Genomic DNA, 20527 nt, shown 5'->3' on the forward strand with positions numbered 1-20527 from the left:
CTTACTGCGATGTCGCTTCTAAGGGGGATACAATTCGTTCGACGCACTGCGACTCGTCGCCGGCGAGTTGGCCAACCACCTCGAGGACTTTTACTGACGTCGCCTCCCAGCTGAAGTCTGCGGCCCGTTTTCGTCCGGCCAAGACAAGTTCCTGCTGCAGCGATTCATCATTGAGCAAACGGAGGATTCCCGCCGCAATACTCTCAGCGTCAATATCCACCAGCACCGCGGCACCTCCGGCGATCTCCGGTAACGACGTCACGTTGCTACACACGACCGGTGTCCCACACGCCATCGATTCAATGACGGGCAATCCGAACCCTTCGTACTCCGACGCGAGCACCGTGGCTCGGGCTCCCCGATACGCACACGCGAGTTCATCGTCGGTGACCGAGCCCAAGAAATGAACGTGTTGCGACAAACCTAATTTTTCAATCGTCGCGGTCGTGTGCGGCTCCGCTTTGCCGGTGATTTCCAAATGCACGTCGACGGTCTTCCGAACCTCGGCCAACGCGTGCAGCAACCCCGTCACATTCTTATGTGCTTTCTGATTACCGACATACAACAGGTAGTCGTATTCCGTTTCGCGTTTCGGCCCATCGACTTTGAATGCAGATCCCACACCGTTGTAGACAACGCCGACATGCGACGGATCCACACCTGACCAAGCAACAATTTCCTGCTTCGAGAACTCCGAAACGGTCAGAACCTTGAACGCTTTTCGCGCCGCCGGACGGATGACGTATTGATAGTACAACCGTTTTGGCAGCGAGGACTCCGCGGGATAGTTCACATGAATCAGGTCATGAATCGTAAAAACAAACGGCCGCTTCGTCGAAACGAGCCATGACAGCGGCGCGTTGTAGCTCGGCGAAAAATACGCCCCGTCGTTCTTCCAAATCGTGTATCCGAGTCTCAGGCAATCGAGCGGACTCGTGGGACTGCCGCTCAAGGTCTGCTCATCGAGACACGGCAACCGGTTGTTCAGCTCCGTGGCAAAACGACCGATCCCATGAGTTCCCATCCACCGGGAATCAAAAATGATTTTGCGTTGTCTTGTTGCGTCGCGTTGAGTCATGCCGCCACCTCTGTTTTCGGAGACACCAATGACGCGGCACCGGCCGCAGCGAACACTGCCAAGATCATGAACGTGAACGACCCGGCGGAGAAATAGTAAGTCCGCCAAAGTTCAAAGAAGCCGTACAGCACAATGCAACCGATCAAGCACATTAAGTTATCCGAACGCCAAAAATAGCTGCCGATCGTTGCCATCAAAAACGTCGACCACGCGATCACGGGGAACGCCCAAAACCCTAAATGACCATACATATCTACGAACGCGGAATTGGTCGTCAGCGTTTCACTGATGTCGACGTCGTGCAAGTACCACTGCGTTGCGACGCCACCGGAGTGATCTTCGACCTTCAATTCTTCCGGATGAAGGAACGTCGGAGTGACGTACAGGATGAGGTTCGAGAGCGATCCACGGGGCGGTTGATTGGCCGCGATCCTCGCAACCCCCATGCTCGCTTGAACGGGAGCACCCAAGTATCGTTGAATTTCCAGAAACGTCATCGCGACCGGGTTCTTCACACCGAAATAGTCGCGATAACTGCCTGCGCTACGGACCCATGTCAGAGTGACGATCAACATGGCCAACACCAGCCCAGACACACCGATCGTACGCGAACTGATTCGACCGATGTCGTTGAACCGGATCGCCAACCCTCCGGAAAAAATCACCGATTGGACAATTAGAATCCGTGCTGAGATTGCCGCCGCGGCTAGCAAGAGGACAAGATTCAAAACATCCAAACGCGTCAACTTCCGCAAGAACACGATCCGATAGATTGCGTACCCACCGACGAGCGACGACGTGTAGCGAAGCGAATAGAGCAGATTGTAGTTGTCGTAGAGAGCATCTTTGAGCAAATTGAATTGCTGGGTCTTGGCGAGCTCAACCAACGAAGGTCCCGCCCGCAACGCAGCTAACCAAGCACCAACCACACCCACGAACGCCAAGACTGTCAACGCAACATAGAACGTATGCGGGTCAATCGCATTTTTGGACATCAATGTGAGACGTGGGATCCCAGTCGCCACGCGTTGTCCGACGACCGCACACACGCAGATACACGCATACCAACTCGTCAAAATCGCGAGATTCGAAAACGTGATTTGCTCCCGAATCAGATACCCCGACGCTCCTTCCATCGACGGGCATAACCACAACACCACACCGATCAACAAAAACGGAACGAACACCAAACTCGGCTGCCAAATGACAGTCGCGAATCTGGCAAACCCGTTGGGCCGCTCCGGTTCGTGGGGCATCGTTTGAGATGCCGCGGGTGTAGTCGCTGACGTGGAAATGGGACTTCTTCGTTCCGAGGTTTAAGATGCAAAATGTTTTGCGGTGTCCTCGTGACTGATCCGCTGGCAATCTCAGGCTACAAAACGCGAAGGCGATACCGCCGTTTCGTAGCACTGACTATCGATTCGCTCGCCGCGCCCGATCGGGCGACAGCCATGAGCGGCCGAAACAACACACTCGATTTTCGATGCTGTGGCACCGTCGATCGGGAGAGCTTGATTCGGTCCAGTCTAATTAGGGAGTGTTTTTATCAAGGCGTCATTTTCTCTCTATTTGGCCAGCTTCCCGACGGTATTGCGGAGAATATCCGGTAGAGACGTCAGAACCCGCAGATCGAGAATCGTCCATACTCCGACTGACCGACGGGCGTACAAACAGAACCCGATACACTGCAACGAAATGATCGAGGCGCACGCGATTGCCAGACCGACGATTCCCCACTCCGCGGTCAGCAGAACACCGGACAGCAACAATGCGATCGATGTCAGCACGTTGATCCACAACGCCTTCATGTGCTCTCCCGACATCATCAACGTCAACTCAGCCGCACCGGCGGATACGAAAACGAGTTGGCCTACGCACAAGATCCGCAATACCAGGGCACCGTCGGCGTAGTACTCGCCAAAAATGAAGGACGTGATCTGCGCGGGAAAGAGCAGCAACGGAATGCAGACGGCGAACGCGGCCAATGCCGCCAAGGTCGCGGCGAAACGCAAGATCCGCTGCAAATCGTCCAACCGACCTTGTGCCCGCAACTCAGCGATCGATGCGATCACCGTCAAATTCACTAACTGCATCGGCATCCCGATCAACAACATCAGTCGCCGGGCGGCACCATACAGAGCCAATTCATCGTGATTTACGATCGCACCGCCGATCCAAATGTCGGCCTGCCCGGTGATATAGGAAAGACTCTGCGCCAACATCAGTGGCAAACACGCGACCATCAACACCGACATGGGCAATGCCTCGGTCACCTGATCGTTCGAATCGATTTCCCTCAACCGGGCTTTCCCGACGCGATACAAAACGATGACCGCAATCGGCGTCAGCACGCAAAGCGAGATCGCGCAAAACAGCATCACCTGCTGCAAACTCATCACGACGAACAGACTCAATCCGATCGTCAATCCGATGAACAGCAAATTGCAGAGCGGGCCACCGAATTGCCCGGTCAATAAAATCGAAAACCGCGAGTCATGAAAGCTGCGCAGCAAACTCGCACATAACTGAATCGCCGCAGCACCAAACACGCTCAACGCTACCAACGGCGCGATCACTTCCAAATGTTGCAAACCGAACAGTGGCTCGCCGGCGACATACAGGAATCCGGCGCTCAATAAACTGCCGATCGTGATCGCAAAGATCGCGAGTTTCGTGCCTTGCTTCAGCGCCGCGGCGGCGCCCCGAGCATCTCCCACGCCGATCCGTTCAGAAACAAATCGAACCAATGCGGTATGCATTCCGAACATCGCCACAATGGCGGCGAACGTGATGATGCTGCCCAACACAAAGAACACACCGACGTCAGCGGGCGGCAAGACTCGGACCAAGACAACATTGAGACCGATCGCCGTTGCGATGCCCAACAATCGTCCGCCGACAACCCAAACACTCTCGCGGAAAAGTCGCTTTTGCGTCCCTTTCATTTCTGCGGGTTTCGGCGATTCCACCACCGCTTCGACGGCCTGCGTGCATGATTCGGTTTCCGCCGTAGAGGCCGAAGGGACCGACACGGCTACCGGCAGATCAATCGCCGATGTGTTGAGCTGTTTCACACTCATCCAGCTAAAACGCCCCTTCTCTGAGCAAGACAACGCGAATCGTTGACAGCAAAATACAGAGATCCAACCACGGCGACCAGTTCCGTACGTAGTAACCGTCTAATTGGACGCGTTCTTCATAAGTCGTGTTGTTGCGTCCGGAGACCTGCCAAAGCCCAGTGATTCCCGGACGGACTCGCAGGTACAGGTCATAGCAATCGCCGTAACGGTCGACTTCCGCCTGCACGATCGGGCGTGGCCCGACCAAACTCATTTCGCCGAGCAAGACGTTCCAAACTTGAGGCAACTCATCGAGACTGGTCTTTCGCAGGAAACGACCGACGAGAGTGACACGCGGATCTTTTTTCAACTTGTGATCACGCTCCCACTCCTGACGCAATTCTTCGTGGTTCTGCAGGTACTCTTCCAGAATCGCGTCCGCGTTGGGAACCATGGTGCGGAATTTCCACGCACGGAACGGTTTACCATGCAGGCCCAATCGCTGTTGTGCATAGAAGACCGGCCCCTTCGATGTCAGTTTAACGATGGCGGCCAGAATCACCATTAAAGGGACACACATCAAAACCACCAACAACGTCAGAAGGACATCCGTTCCACGTTTGATGACTTGGGGGACCGGCATCAATAGACGTTCTTTGAGTTGCAACCCGGGATAGCCACCGCAATCGGCCGCACCCGTCCACAAACTCGGAAGGCCCGCCAGATCAGGCACGACCAAAGTGTGAGGGATCATGCCGGCATAGTCGTCGACCAAACGCAAGATTTCTTCACGCGGTCGGTCGGGCATCGCGACCACGCACCATGTGACGCCAAATTCACGCACCAAATCGGGAACTTCGGATGTGCGTCCGAGATAACCCTGCGCGGCGGCTTCGCTGCGAATGGAATCATCGACAATCCCGATTGGTCGCAATCCCCATGTCGGGTTGTCTCGCAACGATTCGTAAATGGAGACTCCTGTTTCGCCGGTTCCAAAGATCACCGTCGGGGCGCCCCACCAATTGGTCCGTGACAACAACGAACGCGTCACCCCGCGAGATACCGGCAGCGCGATTAATAACGCCATCCAAACGAGGCCGACTTGCACCAACATCCACGGGTCGCGAGCGTGCAACAACGTTGCTGCGGCGAATGTCGACATCACGACGCAAACCACCATCGACGTTTGCCGGATTTCGACTGCGGGTGTCATGCCGATTCCAGGGTACAACCCGAGCATGGCGAAACTCGCAAACATCACCGATGCCGAGACGCAGTACATCCATAAAGGATCGAAACCGCTGCCGAGCCCCCAAATTGAAACCGCGAGCACCATGGCGAGCAACAACGTAACCGCATCGGAAACAATCATCACGGCATACGTGGCGATTTGCCTGACGGTATGCCAGGCTGATTCGACGACGGCTTCTTCGGTTGGCGTCCGGACGTGCAATACGTCCACGTCCCCAGCCGTGCTTGGCTCCTGAAGGACGACGCCTCGACGTTCGACGAAACGGGTGACAGATAAAGATTGTGGAAGACGCATTAAAGACTTTTCCGGCTTTTAGAAATGCTTGGAACGTCCTGGAGGGTGTGACAATTTCGCACAGGGCGGAGTTTTTCCCTCTGGCCTGCAGCGTCAGCCCACATTACTCAGTCGATCCGCAAAATCTACGCAAAACCATGGCGTCACCACCTCTTAAAACCACCCAAACATCCCATCCCACTGCTTCAATATGAAGATTCCGTTACCACTATGGTCCGTTCGCGCACGGTGCGTTTGAGGTAATGGTGGACCAGTTGCCTGAACAAAAACCATAAAAAGGCCGAAAAAAGCACCAAGAACTTCCATTTTTGCTCCCTGCCCAACAGAACATTTAGGGGGATTCGCAGTTTCCGAATCCGGTCACCCCGACACCCTCGGGGTACGCAAGAAGTTGTTTTGCTAGCAAACCCAGTTTCAATTTTCGCACCCCGACATCCGCCACTACAAACGTCACAGTCCCGACCACACGGCCAAACACTATCCGCAGCGACTCGCCATCGATGACCGATCGCAATCGAATCCCGTAGAATGTCGGGGAGAAGACAGGAAGAGCAGGAGTGGAATACCTAAGGCTCTGCCAACCTGCCAACCTGCCACCTGCCACCTACTCCCCCCAACCTCCATGCCTTTTCCCACTCGACCCGCCATCTCAACATTTCTCGCGTTCACGTGCGGGCTCACTTTCGCGGAAGATTGGCCTCAGTGGCGTGGGGTGAATCGCGATGGCGTCCTGCGTTCGATTCCCGAACTCGTCTCGCGGTTGCCTTCCGGAAAAATACCGCATCGATGGAGCGTTCCGATCGGGCCTGGATATTCGGGGCCAACGGTTGCCGACAATCGCGTCTACGTTACCGACCGGCAGTCCGACAATGATCGTGACAGCCGCGAACGCGTCTTGTGCTTTGACGCCGCGACGGGCAATAACGTTTGGACACACGAATACGAGGCTCCTTACACGATCCAGTACACCGCGGGTCCCCGCGCGTCCGTTACGATTGATTCGGGCCGTGCGATTTCAGTCGGCGCGATGGGACACCTTCATTGCTTTGACGCCGCCTCCGGCGCACTGCATTGGAAACACGACCTCGAACAGGAATACGATGCCGATCTCCCAATCTGGGGAATCGCCGGTGCACCGCTGGTCTACGACGGACTCGTCATTCAAATCGCATCAGGTTCGTCGGGTGCCTGTGTGATCGCATTCGATTTGGCCACCGGCAAAGAACGCTGGCACGCGTTGAGCGAACCTGCAGGCTACAGTGCTCCGATCATCATCCGCCAAGGCGACCAGGACGTCGTGGTATGCTGGACCGGGGCCAGCATCACGGGATTGGATACCAAAACCGGTAACGTGTTTTGGCGAGTCGCGATGCCGTCTCGCAACATGCCCATCGGAGTACCAACACCGATCACGGACGGCAAACATCTGTTCGTCTCATCCTTTTATGACGGCTCCATGATGATCGAACTCGATCAAACCGAACCTAAGGCGACCAAGCTCTGGCACCGCGTCGGCATTGATGAAAAGAACACCGACGCTTTGCACTGCATGATCGGCACGCCGCTATTCAAAGGCGATCGGATTTACGGCGTCGACAGTTACGGTGAATTGCGTTGTTTGCGAAAGTCCAACGGAGATCGAGTTTGGGAAGATCAAACCGCCGTCCCTCGCAATCGCTGGGGAACGATCCATATGATTCAACACGGCAACAACGAAATTCTCTTCAACGACCAAGGCGAACTCATCTTCGCGACCCTTTCTCCCGAAGGTTTCACCGAACACTCGCGAACCAAACTGCTGGCCCCGACTCGCAAACAATTGCCGCGCCGCGGCGGAGTCACGTGGGCACATCCGGCGATCGCGGACGGATATATCTACGCCCGCAGCGACGACCAGCTCGTCTCGGCATCGCTACTGAAATGAGCCGCGGGAGAATCCTTTCGCGTCAATACGCCCCCCACGCTCGCTTGCGTTTGCCTTCGTTGTATAAACAATGCAGACAGACATCATGAACACACCTGTTAATCGAACCTGTGGAGAACTGAGATGACTAAGCGTGCCGTTTTGGCCGGCGGATGTTTTTGGGGCATGCAAGACCTCATCCGCAAACTCGATGGCGTTGAAAAGACGCGAGTCGGATACTCGGGCGGCGACGTCCCGAATGCGACTTATCGCAACCACGGAACCCACGCTGAGGCGATTGAGATCGAATACGACCCGGCGAAGATTTCGTATCGGCAACTGTTGGAATTCTTTTTCCAAATCCACGATCCGACCACTCCCAACCGCCAGGGAAACGATCGCGGGCCGTCGTACCGTTCCGCGATCTATTACACCGATGACGAACAACGGGAAGTCGCGCTCGATACCATCGCCGATGTCGACGCGTCCGGCCTATGGCCCGGCAAAGTGGTCACCGAAGTCGAGCCCGTTGGCGATTTCTGGGATGCCGAACCGGAACACCAAGACTATCTCGAACGCATCCCAAACGGATACACGTGCCACTTCCCTCGTCCCAATTGGGTCCTCCCCAAACGCGATGTCGCGAACCCGCAGTAATCGAGCACGCAACGCAATCGGCAATGCCGCCGTTCGAACCGGGATGGTTGATCGAAAAACGGGACCGTCTCGAGCGACGTACCGGGTCAAGACTCGAGACGCACCGGGCTAGACTTCCCGCCGTCTCAACGCAGCGACATGCGAACCCGGGTCCCATCGGCGGGCTTTGTCGATACGCCCGCGCGAGCCGGATTCTCGGCTTGCGCGGCGGTGAACCGAAACGTCTTCACGAACGCCCCCACGGTTAACCCGACTTCTAATTCACCGAGATGTTTTCCCGGGCATACTCTCGGTCCATGACCAAATCCGAAATGCAGGATATCTTTGGTCGCGCGCCCCGAATCGCGAAGATGCCGCCAGCGGTCCGGCTCGAACGTTGTCGCCGGATACCCACTCGCCTCCACGCCCCAGTGATCCTCGTGACGATTGGCGTGCCATACGTCGAGCAAGAGATGCGTCCCCCAAGGGATCAATAACTTCCGACCGTCCGCCGCCGTCACCCACGTGTCAGTGGTAGCCCGGCGTGGCAAAAAGTACAAGGAAGGTGTCAACCGCAACGTCTCGTCCAACACCGCACGCAAGTACGTTGCTCCCGCCAAGACCTCTGGCGTGTAGACGTCAATGTCTTTCACCTCTTCGTAGACACGCTCCTGCGATTCGGGATGACGGGCCAAATGAGAGATTGCCCACGTCGCGTAGGACGTCGTCGCCTCGAGGGCTCCCGCCAAGAAAACTTTGAGGTTGCTGACCAACTTCGCGTCCGGTGCCTCCGATTTGAACTGCCTCCACAATGCCTTCTGCTCACCACGCGGCGCCAAAATTAACCCGGTCAATTCCTCGAACGTCGCGTCGTCTTCTTTCGCTCGCACGATCCGGTCACTCACGCTCGGAAACTTGCGCCACGGAATCCCGAATCGATTTTTGACCGTATCGGACACGATATGATCGATCACTCGTTCCAGTGCCGGGACGTACTTTTCTCGTAGTTCGTCGTAGCTGATTTCGGCGCCGAAGAAATTGTTGGTGAGCATTTCCAACATCACGACTTTGACTTCCGGTTCCAATGGAATCTCCACCGAGTCGGCGCCACTGTTGGTCAGATGCTGTCGCAGCACATCGATCCGACTTCGCACCGTTGCACGAAACGTATCTGCAAACTCGCAGAACTGCTCGGGTTGAAACAGCGTCGTCTTCCCAAACGGGCAGGCGGCAATCTTCCGTTGCTTCTTCCACTCCGCACCGTTGGCATACAACAACGTGTCCGTACCCGTTGCCCGCGCAATGCCCACCGATGGCAACGTATCACGATCAAACTGTCCCTCCCGATCTCCCGTCGCGGTCGCAATCGCCCGAATCATTCCTGGATCGCGGGTCACCAAAACAGGTGCAAATCCCGGCACGTCAAGATATCGATTGTGTCGTCCCGGGCCCTCTTCGGCGTCCGCGTTCCAGAAATACGATTCGAGAATCTGAACAGGGTCTTGAAAATTCCAACGATGGGGAAACGGCTGCGTCGGCCGGTCCGACCCCGGATCAAACAGCCGAACACGCGAGGGCGTGCAATCACCTTCAAACGGACAAACTGCAAAGAGTTGTTTCGGCAGCCGCGTGATCCGTCGATACCCGGGAACGTGATCCTGCATGAATCGTGTCAAGTTGCGCATCAGCGATACATCCTTCTGCGAGGCACGTCAAAACCAAAACGCGAACCAGACCGAACGCTTTCACTCGAGTCGCGATCACCGATCCGAGAGCAAGGCCTCGCGGCAATTCTACCACGACATCAACATCACCTGATTTCAACGTCCATCAGGCGTTTGTTGCCAAACGTCAGGACCTAAATTCGCGTGGGAGGCCAAAACGCAGCCATCGGTCGGTTGATAGCCGCGATTGTAACACCATCGCGATACCACAAAAATTCCCAGTCGTGCATCAACGCGATTTAATCACGGCTCAGCCACGTTGTTTCCGCCGCGCGAGCAAGATGACCGACGACCGGGCCTGCGTCAGATAAGACAACTTGTCTCCGATTTCGACTCCATCGCCAATGTCGTCCGGTGAGGGCAGGTCGGTATCAATCATCCGCATCCATGGATTGAATTTGGCGGGAACCTGAGGCAACTCGAATTCAATCGGCTTCCAATACGTGTTGAAAATCAAGTGGTACCAACTGTCGGCGGTCGGAATCGTGAACGAGATACTGTGAGACTGATCACTCCAATCCGGACAGTGCAGTTCGCGTCCGTGCCATTGGACTTGAGAGCGTGAGATCACGTTGGTGAGCGTTAGATTCGGATCCGAACGTTCGGGCAATCGACTGCGATATTCCAACAGGTATTTGACGAACCGATGGATGCCAGCATGTTTCTCAAGAAAACTCCAATCCAGCCAACTGATTTCGTTGTCCTGACAATAAGCGTTGTTATTGCCCAATTGGGTGCGACGCATTTCGTCCCCCATCACCAACATCGGAACGCCGAACGCAAGCACATTGATGGTGAACAGGTTCTTGATTTGTTTGATCCGCAACCGTTCGATTTCAGGATCGTCCGTCGGCCCTTCCACACCACAATTCCAACTGACGTTCTCATTATGACCGTCACGGTTGCCTTCTTTGTTGGCCTCGTTGTATTTCGCTTCGTACGTCACGAGATCGTTCATCGTGTAACCGTCGTGCGACGTCACGAAGTTGATACTCTGTTCCGGCTCTCGGTTGCGATGTTCGTAGATATCGGGGCTGCCGAGGAACCGTTTGGCGAACGTACCAACGGTACCGGCGTCGCCTTTGACGAATGAGCGGACGTCGTCGCGAAACTGCCCGTTCCACTCTTTCCAATGGTCACCAAAGAAATTCCCGACCTGGTAGAGCCCGACCGCATCCCAGGCTTCGGCGATCAGCTTCGTTCCGCTGAGCACGGGATCCGTCTCGATATCCCACAAGATAGGCGGGTTGGCTTGCGGGTGCCCGTTGATATCCCGTGACAGCACCGACGCGAGATCAAATCGGAACCCATCGACGTGCATTTCCTCCACCCAGTACCGCAGGCTGCTGAGGATCAATCGTCGAACGACCGAATGATTGCCATTGAGCGTATTGCCGCAACCGCTGTAGTTTGCATATTGCGATCGTTTGACACCGGTGGAATCCTGGTAACCATCCAAGATGTAATAGGCTTGGTTTTCGAGTCCCTTGAAACTGTACGTCGGGCCGGCTTCATTTCCTTCCGCGGTATGGTTGTACACGACGTCCAAGATCACCTCGATGCCCGCCCGGTGCATCGCTTTGACCATGTCTCGGAACTCGTCCAAAACGGCAAGCGGCGAGTCCACCGACGCGTAGTCGGCATGGGGGACAAAGAACGCCATCGGGTTGTATCCCCAATAATTGCTCAATCCCGCCGGCGCCTCCTGCGGATCAAACTGAAACACCGGCAACAATTCCACCGCGGTGATCCCGAGATCTTTCAGATAGGGAATCTTCTCGATCAAACCGGCGTACGTTCCGCGTTTCTTCTCCTCCACACCCGAACTGGGATCGATGGTAAAACCACGAACATGCATCTCGTAAATCGACGTCTTATTGAACGAATGATACAGCGGCAGGTCGCCTTCCCAATCGTAGGCTGATAAATCCGCAACGACGCTCTTCATCGCATAAGGCGACGAGTCCCCCGGTCGAGCGCACGCCTTTCGGTCGAACGCTTTGGGAACCGCGATCGCTCGTCCGTACGGATCCAACAAAACTTTTTCGCCGTCGAATCTCAACCCATGATCAGGATCAAACGGGCCGTGAGCTCGAAATGCGTAAATCTGGCCCGACACGAGTCCGTCGACATGCACGTGCCAATAGTGAAACGTCCGGTGCTGAACGGGATCGAGACGAATGATCCGTGAGGGGGCGCGGTCATCGACGTCATCAAACAGTAACAACTCCATCCGCGAGCAACTCTTGGAATGAATGCTGAAATTCACTCCATCGGGGGTAATCGACGCGCCGAGTGGATAGGTGATACCGGGTGAAATACTGGAATCCATGACAACGACTCAAACGGAAAGCGACTAGATGCGACAGGGCGATTGCGAAACACTAATTCCACTTCATGGGGTTCGCAATGCGACATCGTAACTGGTAACGAGACCTAGGGACGCTCCGCAGGAGCATCAAAATGAAAGTTACCGCACGTCGTCTGCCAATCAACGTTGGCCTTCCTCACAGCACCAACAGCGAACCGAAACCAACCTGTGTCAGTCGATTCGCCATCGCCTTGCGAATCTATTCTGATTGATTTGCCCCCCGCGTCACCTCGGTCGCTTCAAGGTCATCTCGCCGAACTCGCCTTGCCGGACTTCCACGTTTGCCTCCTTTTCAGATTCAATTCGCCGCTGAAATCGTGTTTTCACGGGGCTGCCCTCACCACGGACGGTCGACGCTCCGGTTTACGTCAACACGGACAAACTTGCATTACAACACGGTATCATCAACGACTCAAAACGCGTCGCAAATGCTAAACGGACGATCGTCCAGGAAACGAGACAGAGATTGCCTCGATGTTTTCGACATGCGGACTACGAACCGGCTTGCACGACCGGTTGTGTGTGCCGGTCACTGCAAAGGACGACGAGCAGGTTCGAGACGAGTGTTGCTCGCTGTTGATCATCCAATTCGACGATGTTATCTCGTTTGAGATGATCGAGTGCCATGTCCACCATTCCGACAGCCCCGTCGACGATCTTCGTACGTGCGGCCACGACGGCGCCCGCCTGTTGACGCTGCAGCATCGCGGATGCGATTTCGGCCGCATATGCCAGATGGCTGATCCGTGCTTCGATCACCATCACCCCAGCGGTGTGAAGTCGTTCTTGGATGTCATCGCGGAGCCTACTGCAAATCACGTCCGTGCTTCCACGAAGTGACTCCTCGTGGTCCTCGCTGTCATAGGGATAACGCGTCGCGAGATTACGCAACGCGGCCTCGCTCTGAACTTCCACAAAGTTCTGATAGTCGTCCACCTCGAACAGTGCCTCGGCCGTATCCACCACTCGCCAAACGACGACCGCTGAAATCTCGATCGGATTGCCGTCGCGATCATTCACCTTTGACGGCCGGCTTGCTGAGCGTGATTTCTGTTGCACGACCGTGCCCGCGGAGTCTTTCTTTTCCGGATTGGATGTCGAGCCCGTTTCGAAGTTGCGAATGCGGAGACTCACCCGCTTCTTCGAATAAAACGGATTCACCCAAAAGAATCCCGATTGCTTGACCGTGCCTTTGTAATCTCCAAACAACAGCAACACCCGCGAGTCGTTCGGTGCGATCGCCATCAACCCGAACAAACCGATCAGTGCAAACGGAATCATCACGACTCCCAGGATCGCAGACACAGCATTCTCGGAAATCGCTCCACTGACCAACAGAATCGCTCCCAAACCCAAGGCTCCCAGGCATCCCGCCAATGCCATCCATCCCGTTCCCGGAACGATCAGCTTCTCGGAATGCTCGCCCGATATTGAAGAGTTACTCGAATGAATAGAAGAGTTCGACATCGAATGTCACCTGGGTGTTAGAGGGCAAGACAATAAACGGCGGACCCGATGGGCCCAACGGCCGTTTGCGACTCTCTCACAGGCTTCATATGACCGGATCGGGGGCGCAAATTGCCTGCGAATCGGAACACGCAGGTTTCCGACACACCAAAATCACGGGCACGTCGTCTGTTTTGTCAAAACCTGCAATGCGAGTGGTTCGACAGCCGGAGTGCTGGTTCGCATGGACTTCCCGATCGTCGACACGAACGTATCAGGATGCTCGATGATATCGGCCGTCATTTTGTGATGGTGATAATGCATCGCACACTTGATCACGTAGTAGAAATAGATCGCCGGGTCGGTCAACCGCTGTCGCACCACGTTGAGGATCCGAGAGCGATAGATCTGTCGTAATTCTCGATCAGGCGTGTGTCGCATTAATCGCCAAAACAACACCGCGAATCCGGCGAAATAAAACGCCGATTGGCGGAGTCGGAGCAGAGGGCGCGCACGAAAGTGATCGGTGTCAAAAACGCGTGTTCGAAAACCGCCTGTGATGAACAAATCATCGAGTCGATCGAAATAGACATCAGGCTGATACGCGTGTCGCATCGTTTCGATGTAGCCGTCGCGAAGTTCTTCGCGTGTCATTTGTTTCGGAATCACGTTGGTTCCAAACGCCTGGTCGTCATTCGTGTCGAGCCGACCTTCTTGCTGCAATCGTGCGTGCAGCGGTGTTTTGGGGATCGCGTGCAACAGACCGATCATCGCATGGGCAATGCGTGACTCCTTGAGAAACGTCTTCTGCGTTTCGAATATCTCAGTGGTGTCATTATCGAAACCGACGATCAGCCCACACCACACTTCGATCCCGAAGTCTTGGATCTGATGAATCTTTTCGAGCATCGTGCCGCCGCGTTCACGCACGTTTTGATACTTCTTTGTCTCTTTCAGCGATTCCTCGTTCGGAGTTTCGATCCCGATAAAAACAGACTGGATGTTGCACCGCGCCATCAACTCCATCAACTCATCGTCTTCGCATAAATCCAACGATGCCTCGGTACTGAAGGCGAGTGGATAGCCATTGTCCTCCTGCCACTTTGCGACCTCTTTCAGCACCGGTTTGATCCCGCGTTTATTTCCGATCAGATTGTCATCGACGATGAAGGCGATTTTCAATCCTTCACGGCGCAAACACTCCAATTCGTCGATAATTTGCGATGGTTGCTTGATGCGTGGCTTCCGCCCGAACGTCACAATGATGTCGCAGAACTCACATTGAAATGGACACCCACGCGAGAACTGCAAACTGCCGAACATGTAATATTTGTTTTTCAACAAATCGTGCCGAGGTGTAGGCACCGTCGACATGTCGGTCCGCGCGGTCTGTTCATACCGATATCGGTGAGTGCCCTGTTGCCACTCGTCTAAGAATTGCGGCCATGTCGTCTCGGCTTCGCCGATAAAGATCACATCGGCGAGGTCCTCGAAGTAGTCCTCTTCGACTGTGACCCAGGGCCCGCCGAGTGCCACAAAGATGTCGCGAGATTTCAACTCTTGCAGAATTTCAGCCATTCGGAACCGCTGCACGCTCATTCCGGTAACGCCGACCAAGTCAAAATCGGCAAGGGCTTCGAAGTCGATCGGCTCCACGTTTTCGTCGATCAACGTCACGTCGTGTTCGGCGGGCGTCAGTGCCGCGAGCAACGGCAAACTGGCCACGGGCATGTTAGCTCGCCGGCCCAACATCGGCTGTGCATGTTCGAGCCCCCAGTACGAGACCTCGAACGCTGGATTAACAATCGCGATCTTAACCATATCCGACAGCCCGATTCGAGGAGACTCAGCACCAACGCGGAACACCGTCCTTCGTTGTACCAGGAATCCTCAACCGCTGCCGATCTTTGTATCTGAACCGCGTTTGCGATTTAGTAGCGGTAGTCCGCTCCGTCTCGGCTCCGTTGGCAACTGGCTTCGATCTCGGCGAGTTTTTGACTCAACACTGACAACCGCTCCGGAGAAGCGGCCGACAGGTCGTTTTCCTCGTACGGGTCTTTACTCAGATCGTAGAGGCGAGTCTTGCCGCCCTTCTTGGCTTCTTGAAGCAACTTCCAATCTCCTGAAATGATAGCTTTGCCATCAATGCCTTGGACGAGACGCCGGTAACCGAAGAAGAGGTCGCGATCCAACATGTCGACTTTGCCTGTCATCAATGGCATGAGATCGACACCATCGATCGGAAGCGACTTTTTGATCGCCGAATCGCCGAGGCAGATGCCCGCAATCGTCGGCAGATAGTCGACCGTCGAACATCTCGCGTCGGTGGACGTTCCCGGCGGAATCACACCTGGCCATTCCGCACACGCGGGCACCAACAATCCACCGTCATACATCGTGTGTTTGTGTCCGTGAAAGCCGCCGGTGGACGCGACGCCTTTCTTCGCCAACCCGTCGGCAGGACCGTTGTCACTGCAGAAGAAGACAATCGTTCGTTTCTCAATTCCCAGTTCACGAAGCTTTGCCCGCAGACGACCGATCTGTTCGTCCATCGCGGTGATGCATCCGTACAAATTCTGCCTCGCTTTGCCAGATTTGGGATAGAGTTTCTTGTACTCTTCCCCCGCAACAACCGGTTCGTGAGGCGTGTGGAACCAAACCGTTGCCAAGAAAGGCTGATCCTTATTCGCCTCGACGAACGGAATCACGCGATCCATGATCACACGACTGTCGTCGCCGTCCAAATTCTCTTTCGCCTCGACGCCGTTTTGAACATAGGGGAACCCGCCTTTCCACGGTTCACCTTCTTCGCCGCCCCAACTGTCCCATCCCTGTGGTGTGACAGTCGGGTTCCAAGTCGGTACCGCACTCGTCGTCGCGAAGTATTCGTCAAAGCCGTGATGCGACGGCGGTGAATAAAAACCTCGCGTGCTGACTTCGTCCGCCTTCACCCACCCGACATGCCATTTCCCGAAGAACGCGGTCCGGTAGTCCTTCTTCTTGAGCATCTCTGGGATGGTCGTTTCGCCCACTCGCATCCCGCCAGTATGTGCGGCGAGAATTCCATACCGAAACGGATAACGCCCTGTCAAACAACTGCCACGGGTGGGCGAGCAGAGCGGCGCGGCGGCGTAAAATCGTTCGAACCGCACACCGGAAGCCGCCATGCCATCAAGGTTTGGCGTTTGCAAAACTTCATTGCCGTTGAAACCCACATCGCCCCATCCCTGATCATCGCTCATTAGCATGATCACATTGGGCGTCGAAGGCAGTGCCGAATCCGCCGTGCTTTCGGGGTTTTCATCCGCCGCGCAGACGGAGAGGGATGTCGCGAGTGCAAACAGAACGACGCTGAGCGTCGAAACAATCAGGCTGTGATTCATGGTATTCATTCGATAATTTCGCCTTCGGTCAACACGTCGATCCAGTGGGCGTGTTGTTCCTTGACCGGTTGCAATTCGGGTTGGTTGGCAAGGTTGTGCCACTCGTGGGGATCTTTCTCATGGTCGTACAATTCTTCGGAACCGTCTCGATAGCGAATGTAGCGCCACCGATCGGATCGAACTGTGTGATTGCCCGCTTTCGTCGAGGTTAACGCAGGCCGTGTCCATTCATCTTTCGGGTCGACCAACAAACGAACAAAGCTCTCGCCTTCGAGTTGTGCGGGCGGATCGAGGCCGCACAGTTCGGCGAGGGTGGGGTAGATGTCAATCAAACCGACGGTGCGATCACAAACACTTCCATCGCGAGAGACGCCGGGCGCATGCAGGGCCATCAAACTGCGAGTCGATTCCTCCCATGGCATCCATTTTCGCCAGTGATGTTTTTCACCGAGATGCCAACCATGGTCGGAAAACAACACCACAATCGTGTTGTCCGCATATTCGCTATTCTTCAGATGCGAGAGCACTTGTCCGATGCAATCATCGGTCAGAGCAACGCAGGCGTGATAGGCATGCACCAACTCACGTCGATAGGTCGGGCTGTATTGGTCGACGGCGTCATCGGCGATCAAATCGCTGCGGTCGAGCACCCATCGTTTCCCAATCTCCGGGACATCATCCAAATCATTTTCGAGCACCTCCGGCATCGCTAGCTTCTCTCGATCAAACAGATCGAAGTAACGCTTCGGCGCGGTCATCGGTGTATGCGGTTTGTAGAACCCCAGAGCGAGAAAAAACGGCTGCTGATGTTCCTCTTCGAGTTTGGTCTTCGCCCACGTGGCAATTTGCTCGTCCGGCATTTCACCACGCTCGATGTCGAGTGCCGCCCAGGCCAACGAGTCTTGGACGCGATCACCAAACCGCTTCGTGAATTGGCGTCCCTCCGGCGGTTCCGGGCCCCACCGTAACGTCTTGGGTCCGACTTCGTCCCAGTATGCTTTCTTGCCGTGATCGTTGTGGTAGATCTTGCCCATGCACATGGTTCGATAGCCATGCTCACGAAACCATACCGGCATTTGCGTCGCGGACTGATAGACCGGACCGGCGTGTTTCAAGCTGTTTGCAAATATTCCGGTCGTCGACGCATACATGCCCGTCAACACTGACGTACGCGATGCGTTGCACAACGCGACCTGGCAATGGGCGTTTCGAAACAGAACGCTCTGCTCAGCAAACTGATCAATGTTGGGAGTCCGAGCATCACGATTTCCGCCCAGGCACCCAACCCAATCATTCAAGTCGTCAACGACCAAGAACAGCACGTTGGGCCGCGTTGAGTCAGCACCATCGGCGGACACTGCATCGCCGATCGATAGCCCAAGCATTCCGATGAACAAGAACGAGAACTGCCATCGAGCCCCCTCCAACCGAAGCAACAGCATCTGCTATTCCTTTTCTTCCGCGTTAGCTCGTTCTTGCGACTCTTTCAACATTTGCTCGTAAGACTCGATGTCACTAGGAGTCACATCTTGCGATAGGGAGTTTCCGGAGTTGCCACATCCTGTTTGCGTACACACCGCCAAAGTCAGGCAAAGCGATAACAACCACAGACAAGAGTAAGAACAGACGACCAGACGTTTCATTGTGGGTAATTCCTAATAGATAGTGACAAGAAGGCAACTTGCCATCACGCATACGATCGACGCGTGATGAAACAAACTGACATCAATCTGAAAAGTGAGGTGGGGGACACCGACGGCATTTAATTCAGAGCGATGATTGATCACCAACGCTCATGATTGAAACATCGGCGTCTGTCCCCAAACCGAAGACGTTCCTAACACGGAGCCTAATGGCTCGATTAGAAATCTTCGCTGATGACTTCTTTCGAAGCTCGCGTTCCGAGAGCGCCCCACAAACCGTATGGGCTTGCAGCACCAGGCGTGTTTCCAGACCAGATCATTTGGGCATGCGAGTTACCGGCATCGATTGAGTCGGTAATGAAACGAACAGCGCCATCGCCCATCAAAACGTGGGTACCACCTTGGTGACGACTCGACGTTGAACCGAGCGTGCTGGAGGTAACGCTGATCCCACAGGTTTCCGAGTTCGGCGAAAGCACCGTGTAGAAGCCGCCAAAGTTTGGCAGGTATTCCGCCCATCGGTAGCCACGTCCAGCGATGGTGTCATAAAGGTTAGAGCTCGCGAGCCAAAACTGTGGTCGCGCCGGATCGATCAACGGTGTGCTGTCATCGCTGCAGAAAGAAGGGTTGAGCACGATCTTGCTTTGGTCGGAACTCCCACCAATATCATATCCGATGGTCCTGATATCGTTATCACCCAAATCAGTGGCAATCTCTCCAGCACAAATCGTGTTCGCTAGTCCATCGAGGATGTCACGGAATCGGCTGCGCTCGTGAATTTTGAAAAAGCCTCGGTTCTTCGCCCGCGCCTCCAACGCATAGGTGGGATCTTCCTGATAGGGAACGACCTCATTATTACGCACGGGAAGCGGGCCATTGCGTCCGTCTAAAAAACAATCGCCCAGGTTTGCGACGTAGTTCGTTCGCCCCAACGCGGGCAACCCGACGCCCGGGTCGCTCGGGCATCGCAACGCGGGAATGTTAGTGAACCAAGGAATGTAGTTAATCTCTTCGGGGGTTGGCCCCATCGCAGGCCACGGATTGCCGATAACACCTCGGGTCGCAGAGGTATCTCCATCTGTCCGCACGACACTCGGATTAGAAATTTGCTCCCAGAGAGCCTGCTGTTCCATGAACGGTAAGATTCCAACTAGAAAACTTAGTCGTCGATTCGACGAGTCATTTCGGTCAGACCAAACATTCCTTCCTGTCTGGGGGTGGGTTCCCGCTCCGTGAATAGGCAGGGAGTCGTAGGTCGAATGGTAGTTGTGAACCGCCAAACCGATTTGCTTGAAATTGTTGCTGCAACTCATCCGCCGAGCCGCTTCGCGAGCTGCTTGAACTGCGGGTAACAACAAACCTACCAAGACACCGATAATCGCAATCACAACAAGCAGTTCCACCAGCGTGAAGCCGGAAGTTGTCTGTCGACGTCGAAAAAGTCGCATCGAAAATTCCTTCAAAAATTGGAGCTAAACGGAAGCATCGAAAACCATGCTTCGATCTGTGGCTGACATGCATGAACGAGACACCGTTGCCTCTTCTCGCAATGCGCCCTCTATAAAGGAAAAGGGCCTCCCTCAATTTGTTTTGGACAAACTTTTGCAAACATTCGTAGAATTAACTTTTCTTCATCCTGAGACGGCACATTTCCTGTCCAAAAAACCACGCTTGTGCCCTCTTGCAATAGCCTGCGAATGATTGCCGCAGCGTACACAAGTCCCGCAGTGAACAAATG

The 20527-nt window shown here is 54.9% G+C and carries 14 protein-coding genes; 2 read left to right on the plus strand and 12 right to left on the minus strand.

Annotated elements, in window-relative coordinates; genetic code table 11:
• Position 1: 1 nt before the first annotated feature.
• The 4 genes from FHS27_RS02690 to wbaP all read right to left on the minus strand — a co-directional run bounded on the left by FHS27_RS02690 (position 2) and on the right by wbaP (position 5683).
• On the minus strand, positions 2 to 1078 hold the full coding sequence (locus tag FHS27_RS02690) for a glycosyltransferase family 4 protein (protein ID WP_246419034.1): 1077 nt from the start codon (positions 1076 to 1078) through the stop codon (positions 2 to 4).
• Positions 1075 to 2334, minus strand: coding sequence for a hypothetical protein (locus tag FHS27_RS02695; RefSeq protein ID WP_221224843.1), 1260 nt, complete (start codon positions 2332 to 2334; stop codon positions 1075 to 1077). Before FHS27_RS02695 ends, FHS27_RS02690 begins: the two co-directional genes overlap by 4 nt.
• A 309-nt stretch (positions 2335 to 2643) precedes the next feature.
• Positions 2644 to 4158, minus strand: coding sequence for a lipopolysaccharide biosynthesis protein (locus tag FHS27_RS02700; RefSeq protein ID WP_184301430.1), 1515 nt, complete (start codon positions 4156 to 4158; stop codon positions 2644 to 2646).
• 4 nt (positions 4159 to 4162) lie between these two features.
• Entirely contained in the window at positions 4163 to 5683 is a 1521-nt protein-coding gene (gene wbaP / locus FHS27_RS02705; RefSeq protein ID WP_221224844.1) for an undecaprenyl-phosphate galactose phosphotransferase WbaP, read from the minus strand.
• A 622-nt stretch (positions 5684 to 6305) separates the two neighbouring features.
• On the opposite strand from wbaP, the gene FHS27_RS02710 reads away from it, so the two are divergent.
• Both FHS27_RS02710 and msrA read left to right on the plus strand, forming a co-directional pair.
• Complete coding sequence (locus FHS27_RS02710; RefSeq protein ID WP_184301434.1) at positions 6306 to 7607, plus strand: outer membrane protein assembly factor BamB family protein; 1302 nt, start codon at positions 6306 to 6308, stop codon at positions 7605 to 7607.
• A gap of 123 nt (positions 7608 to 7730) precedes the next feature.
• Complete coding sequence (gene msrA / locus FHS27_RS02715; RefSeq protein ID WP_044257112.1) at positions 7731 to 8243, plus strand: peptide-methionine (S)-S-oxide reductase MsrA; 513 nt, start codon at positions 7731 to 7733, stop codon at positions 8241 to 8243.
• 125 nt (positions 8244 to 8368) lie between these two features.
• Here the strand turns inward: msrA and FHS27_RS02720 are convergent, their stop codons facing one another.
• The 8 genes from FHS27_RS02720 to FHS27_RS02755 form a co-directional block, all read right to left on the minus strand.
• Positions 8369 to 9907, minus strand: a complete 1539-nt coding sequence (locus tag FHS27_RS02720) for a cytochrome P450 (RefSeq protein ID WP_184301437.1) — start codon at positions 9905 to 9907, stop codon at positions 8369 to 8371.
• A 289-nt stretch (positions 9908 to 10196) separates the two neighbouring features.
• Positions 10197 to 12278, minus strand: a complete 2082-nt coding sequence (gene glgX, locus FHS27_RS02725) for a glycogen debranching protein GlgX (RefSeq protein WP_184301439.1) — start codon at positions 12276 to 12278, stop codon at positions 10197 to 10199.
• Between the two features lie 531 nt (positions 12279 to 12809).
• On the minus strand, positions 12810 to 13784 hold the full coding sequence (locus FHS27_RS02730) for an SPFH domain-containing protein (protein ID WP_184301442.1): 975 nt from the start codon (positions 13782 to 13784) through the stop codon (positions 12810 to 12812).
• Between the two features lie 153 nt (positions 13785 to 13937).
• Positions 13938 to 15584 carry a B12-binding domain-containing radical SAM protein gene (locus FHS27_RS02735; protein WP_246419035.1) on the minus strand — a complete coding sequence of 549 codons (1647 nt, stop codon included), beginning with the start codon at positions 15582 to 15584 and terminating at the stop codon, positions 13938 to 13940.
• A 110-nt stretch (positions 15585 to 15694) separates the two neighbouring features.
• Positions 15695 to 17146 carry a sulfatase-like hydrolase/transferase gene (locus FHS27_RS02740; RefSeq protein WP_184302354.1) on the minus strand — a complete coding sequence of 484 codons (1452 nt, stop codon included), beginning with the start codon at positions 17144 to 17146 and terminating at the stop codon, positions 15695 to 15697.
• Positions 17147 to 17151: 5 nt separating this feature from the next.
• Positions 17152 to 18588 carry a sulfatase gene (locus FHS27_RS02745; RefSeq protein WP_184301444.1) on the minus strand — a complete coding sequence of 479 codons (1437 nt, stop codon included), beginning with the start codon at positions 18586 to 18588 and terminating at the stop codon, positions 17152 to 17154.
• 3 nt (positions 18589 to 18591) lie between these two features.
• Positions 18592 to 18789 (minus strand): hypothetical protein, encoded by a 198-nt coding sequence (locus FHS27_RS02750; RefSeq protein WP_184302452.1) that lies wholly within the window; start codon positions 18787 to 18789, stop codon positions 18592 to 18594.
• 218 nt (positions 18790 to 19007) lie between these two features.
• The gene (locus FHS27_RS02755; protein ID WP_184301447.1) at positions 19008 to 20237 is read right to left on the minus strand and encodes a DUF1559 domain-containing protein; all 1230 of its coding nucleotides are present in this window, start codon (positions 20235 to 20237) and stop codon (positions 19008 to 19010) included.
• Positions 20238 to 20527: the final 290 nt, after the last annotated feature.

Source organism: Aporhodopirellula rubra (assembly GCF_014192335.1).
In the GTDB taxonomy this organism is placed as follows: domain Bacteria; phylum Planctomycetota; class Planctomycetia; order Pirellulales; family Pirellulaceae; genus Rhodopirellula; species Rhodopirellula rubra.

Coding starts and splice junctions, on each gene's coding strand:
- FHS27_RS02690 (WP_246419034.1), bottom strand. CDS start 1,078: ATGACTCAACGCGACGCAACAAGACAACGCAAAATCATTTTTGATTCC.
- FHS27_RS02695 (WP_221224843.1), bottom strand. CDS start 2,334: ATGCCCCACGAACCGGAGCGGCCCAACGGGTTTGCCAGATTCGCGACT.
- FHS27_RS02700 (WP_184301430.1), bottom strand. CDS start 4,158: ATGAGTGTGAAACAGCTCAACACATCGGCGATTGATCTGCCGGTAGCC.
- wbaP (WP_221224844.1), bottom strand. CDS start 5,683: ATGCGTCTTCCACAATCTTTATCTGTCACCCGTTTCGTCGAACGTCGA.
- FHS27_RS02710 (WP_184301434.1), top strand. CDS start 6,306: ATGCCTTTTCCCACTCGACCCGCCATCTCAACATTTCTCGCGTTCACG.
- msrA (WP_044257112.1), top strand. CDS start 7,731: ATGACTAAGCGTGCCGTTTTGGCCGGCGGATGTTTTTGGGGCATGCAA.
- FHS27_RS02720 (WP_184301437.1), bottom strand. CDS start 9,907: ATGCGCAACTTGACACGATTCATGCAGGATCACGTTCCCGGGTATCGA.
- glgX (WP_184301439.1), bottom strand. CDS start 12,278: ATGGATTCCAGTATTTCACCCGGTATCACCTATCCACTCGGCGCGTCG.
- FHS27_RS02730 (WP_184301442.1), bottom strand. CDS start 13,784: ATGTCGAACTCTTCTATTCATTCGAGTAACTCTTCAATATCGGGCGAG.
- FHS27_RS02735 (WP_246419035.1), bottom strand. CDS start 15,584: ATGGTTAAGATCGCGATTGTTAATCCAGCGTTCGAGGTCTCGTACTGG.
- FHS27_RS02740 (WP_184302354.1), bottom strand. CDS start 17,146: ATGAATCACAGCCTGATTGTTTCGACGCTCAGCGTCGTTCTGTTTGCA.
- FHS27_RS02745 (WP_184301444.1), bottom strand. CDS start 18,588: ATGCTGTTGCTTCGGTTGGAGGGGGCTCGATGGCAGTTCTCGTTCTTG.
- FHS27_RS02750 (WP_184302452.1), bottom strand. CDS start 18,789: ATGAAACGTCTGGTCGTCTGTTCTTACTCTTGTCTGTGGTTGTTATCG.
- FHS27_RS02755 (WP_184301447.1), bottom strand. CDS start 20,237: ATGCGACTTTTTCGACGTCGACAGACAACTTCCGGCTTCACGCTGGTG.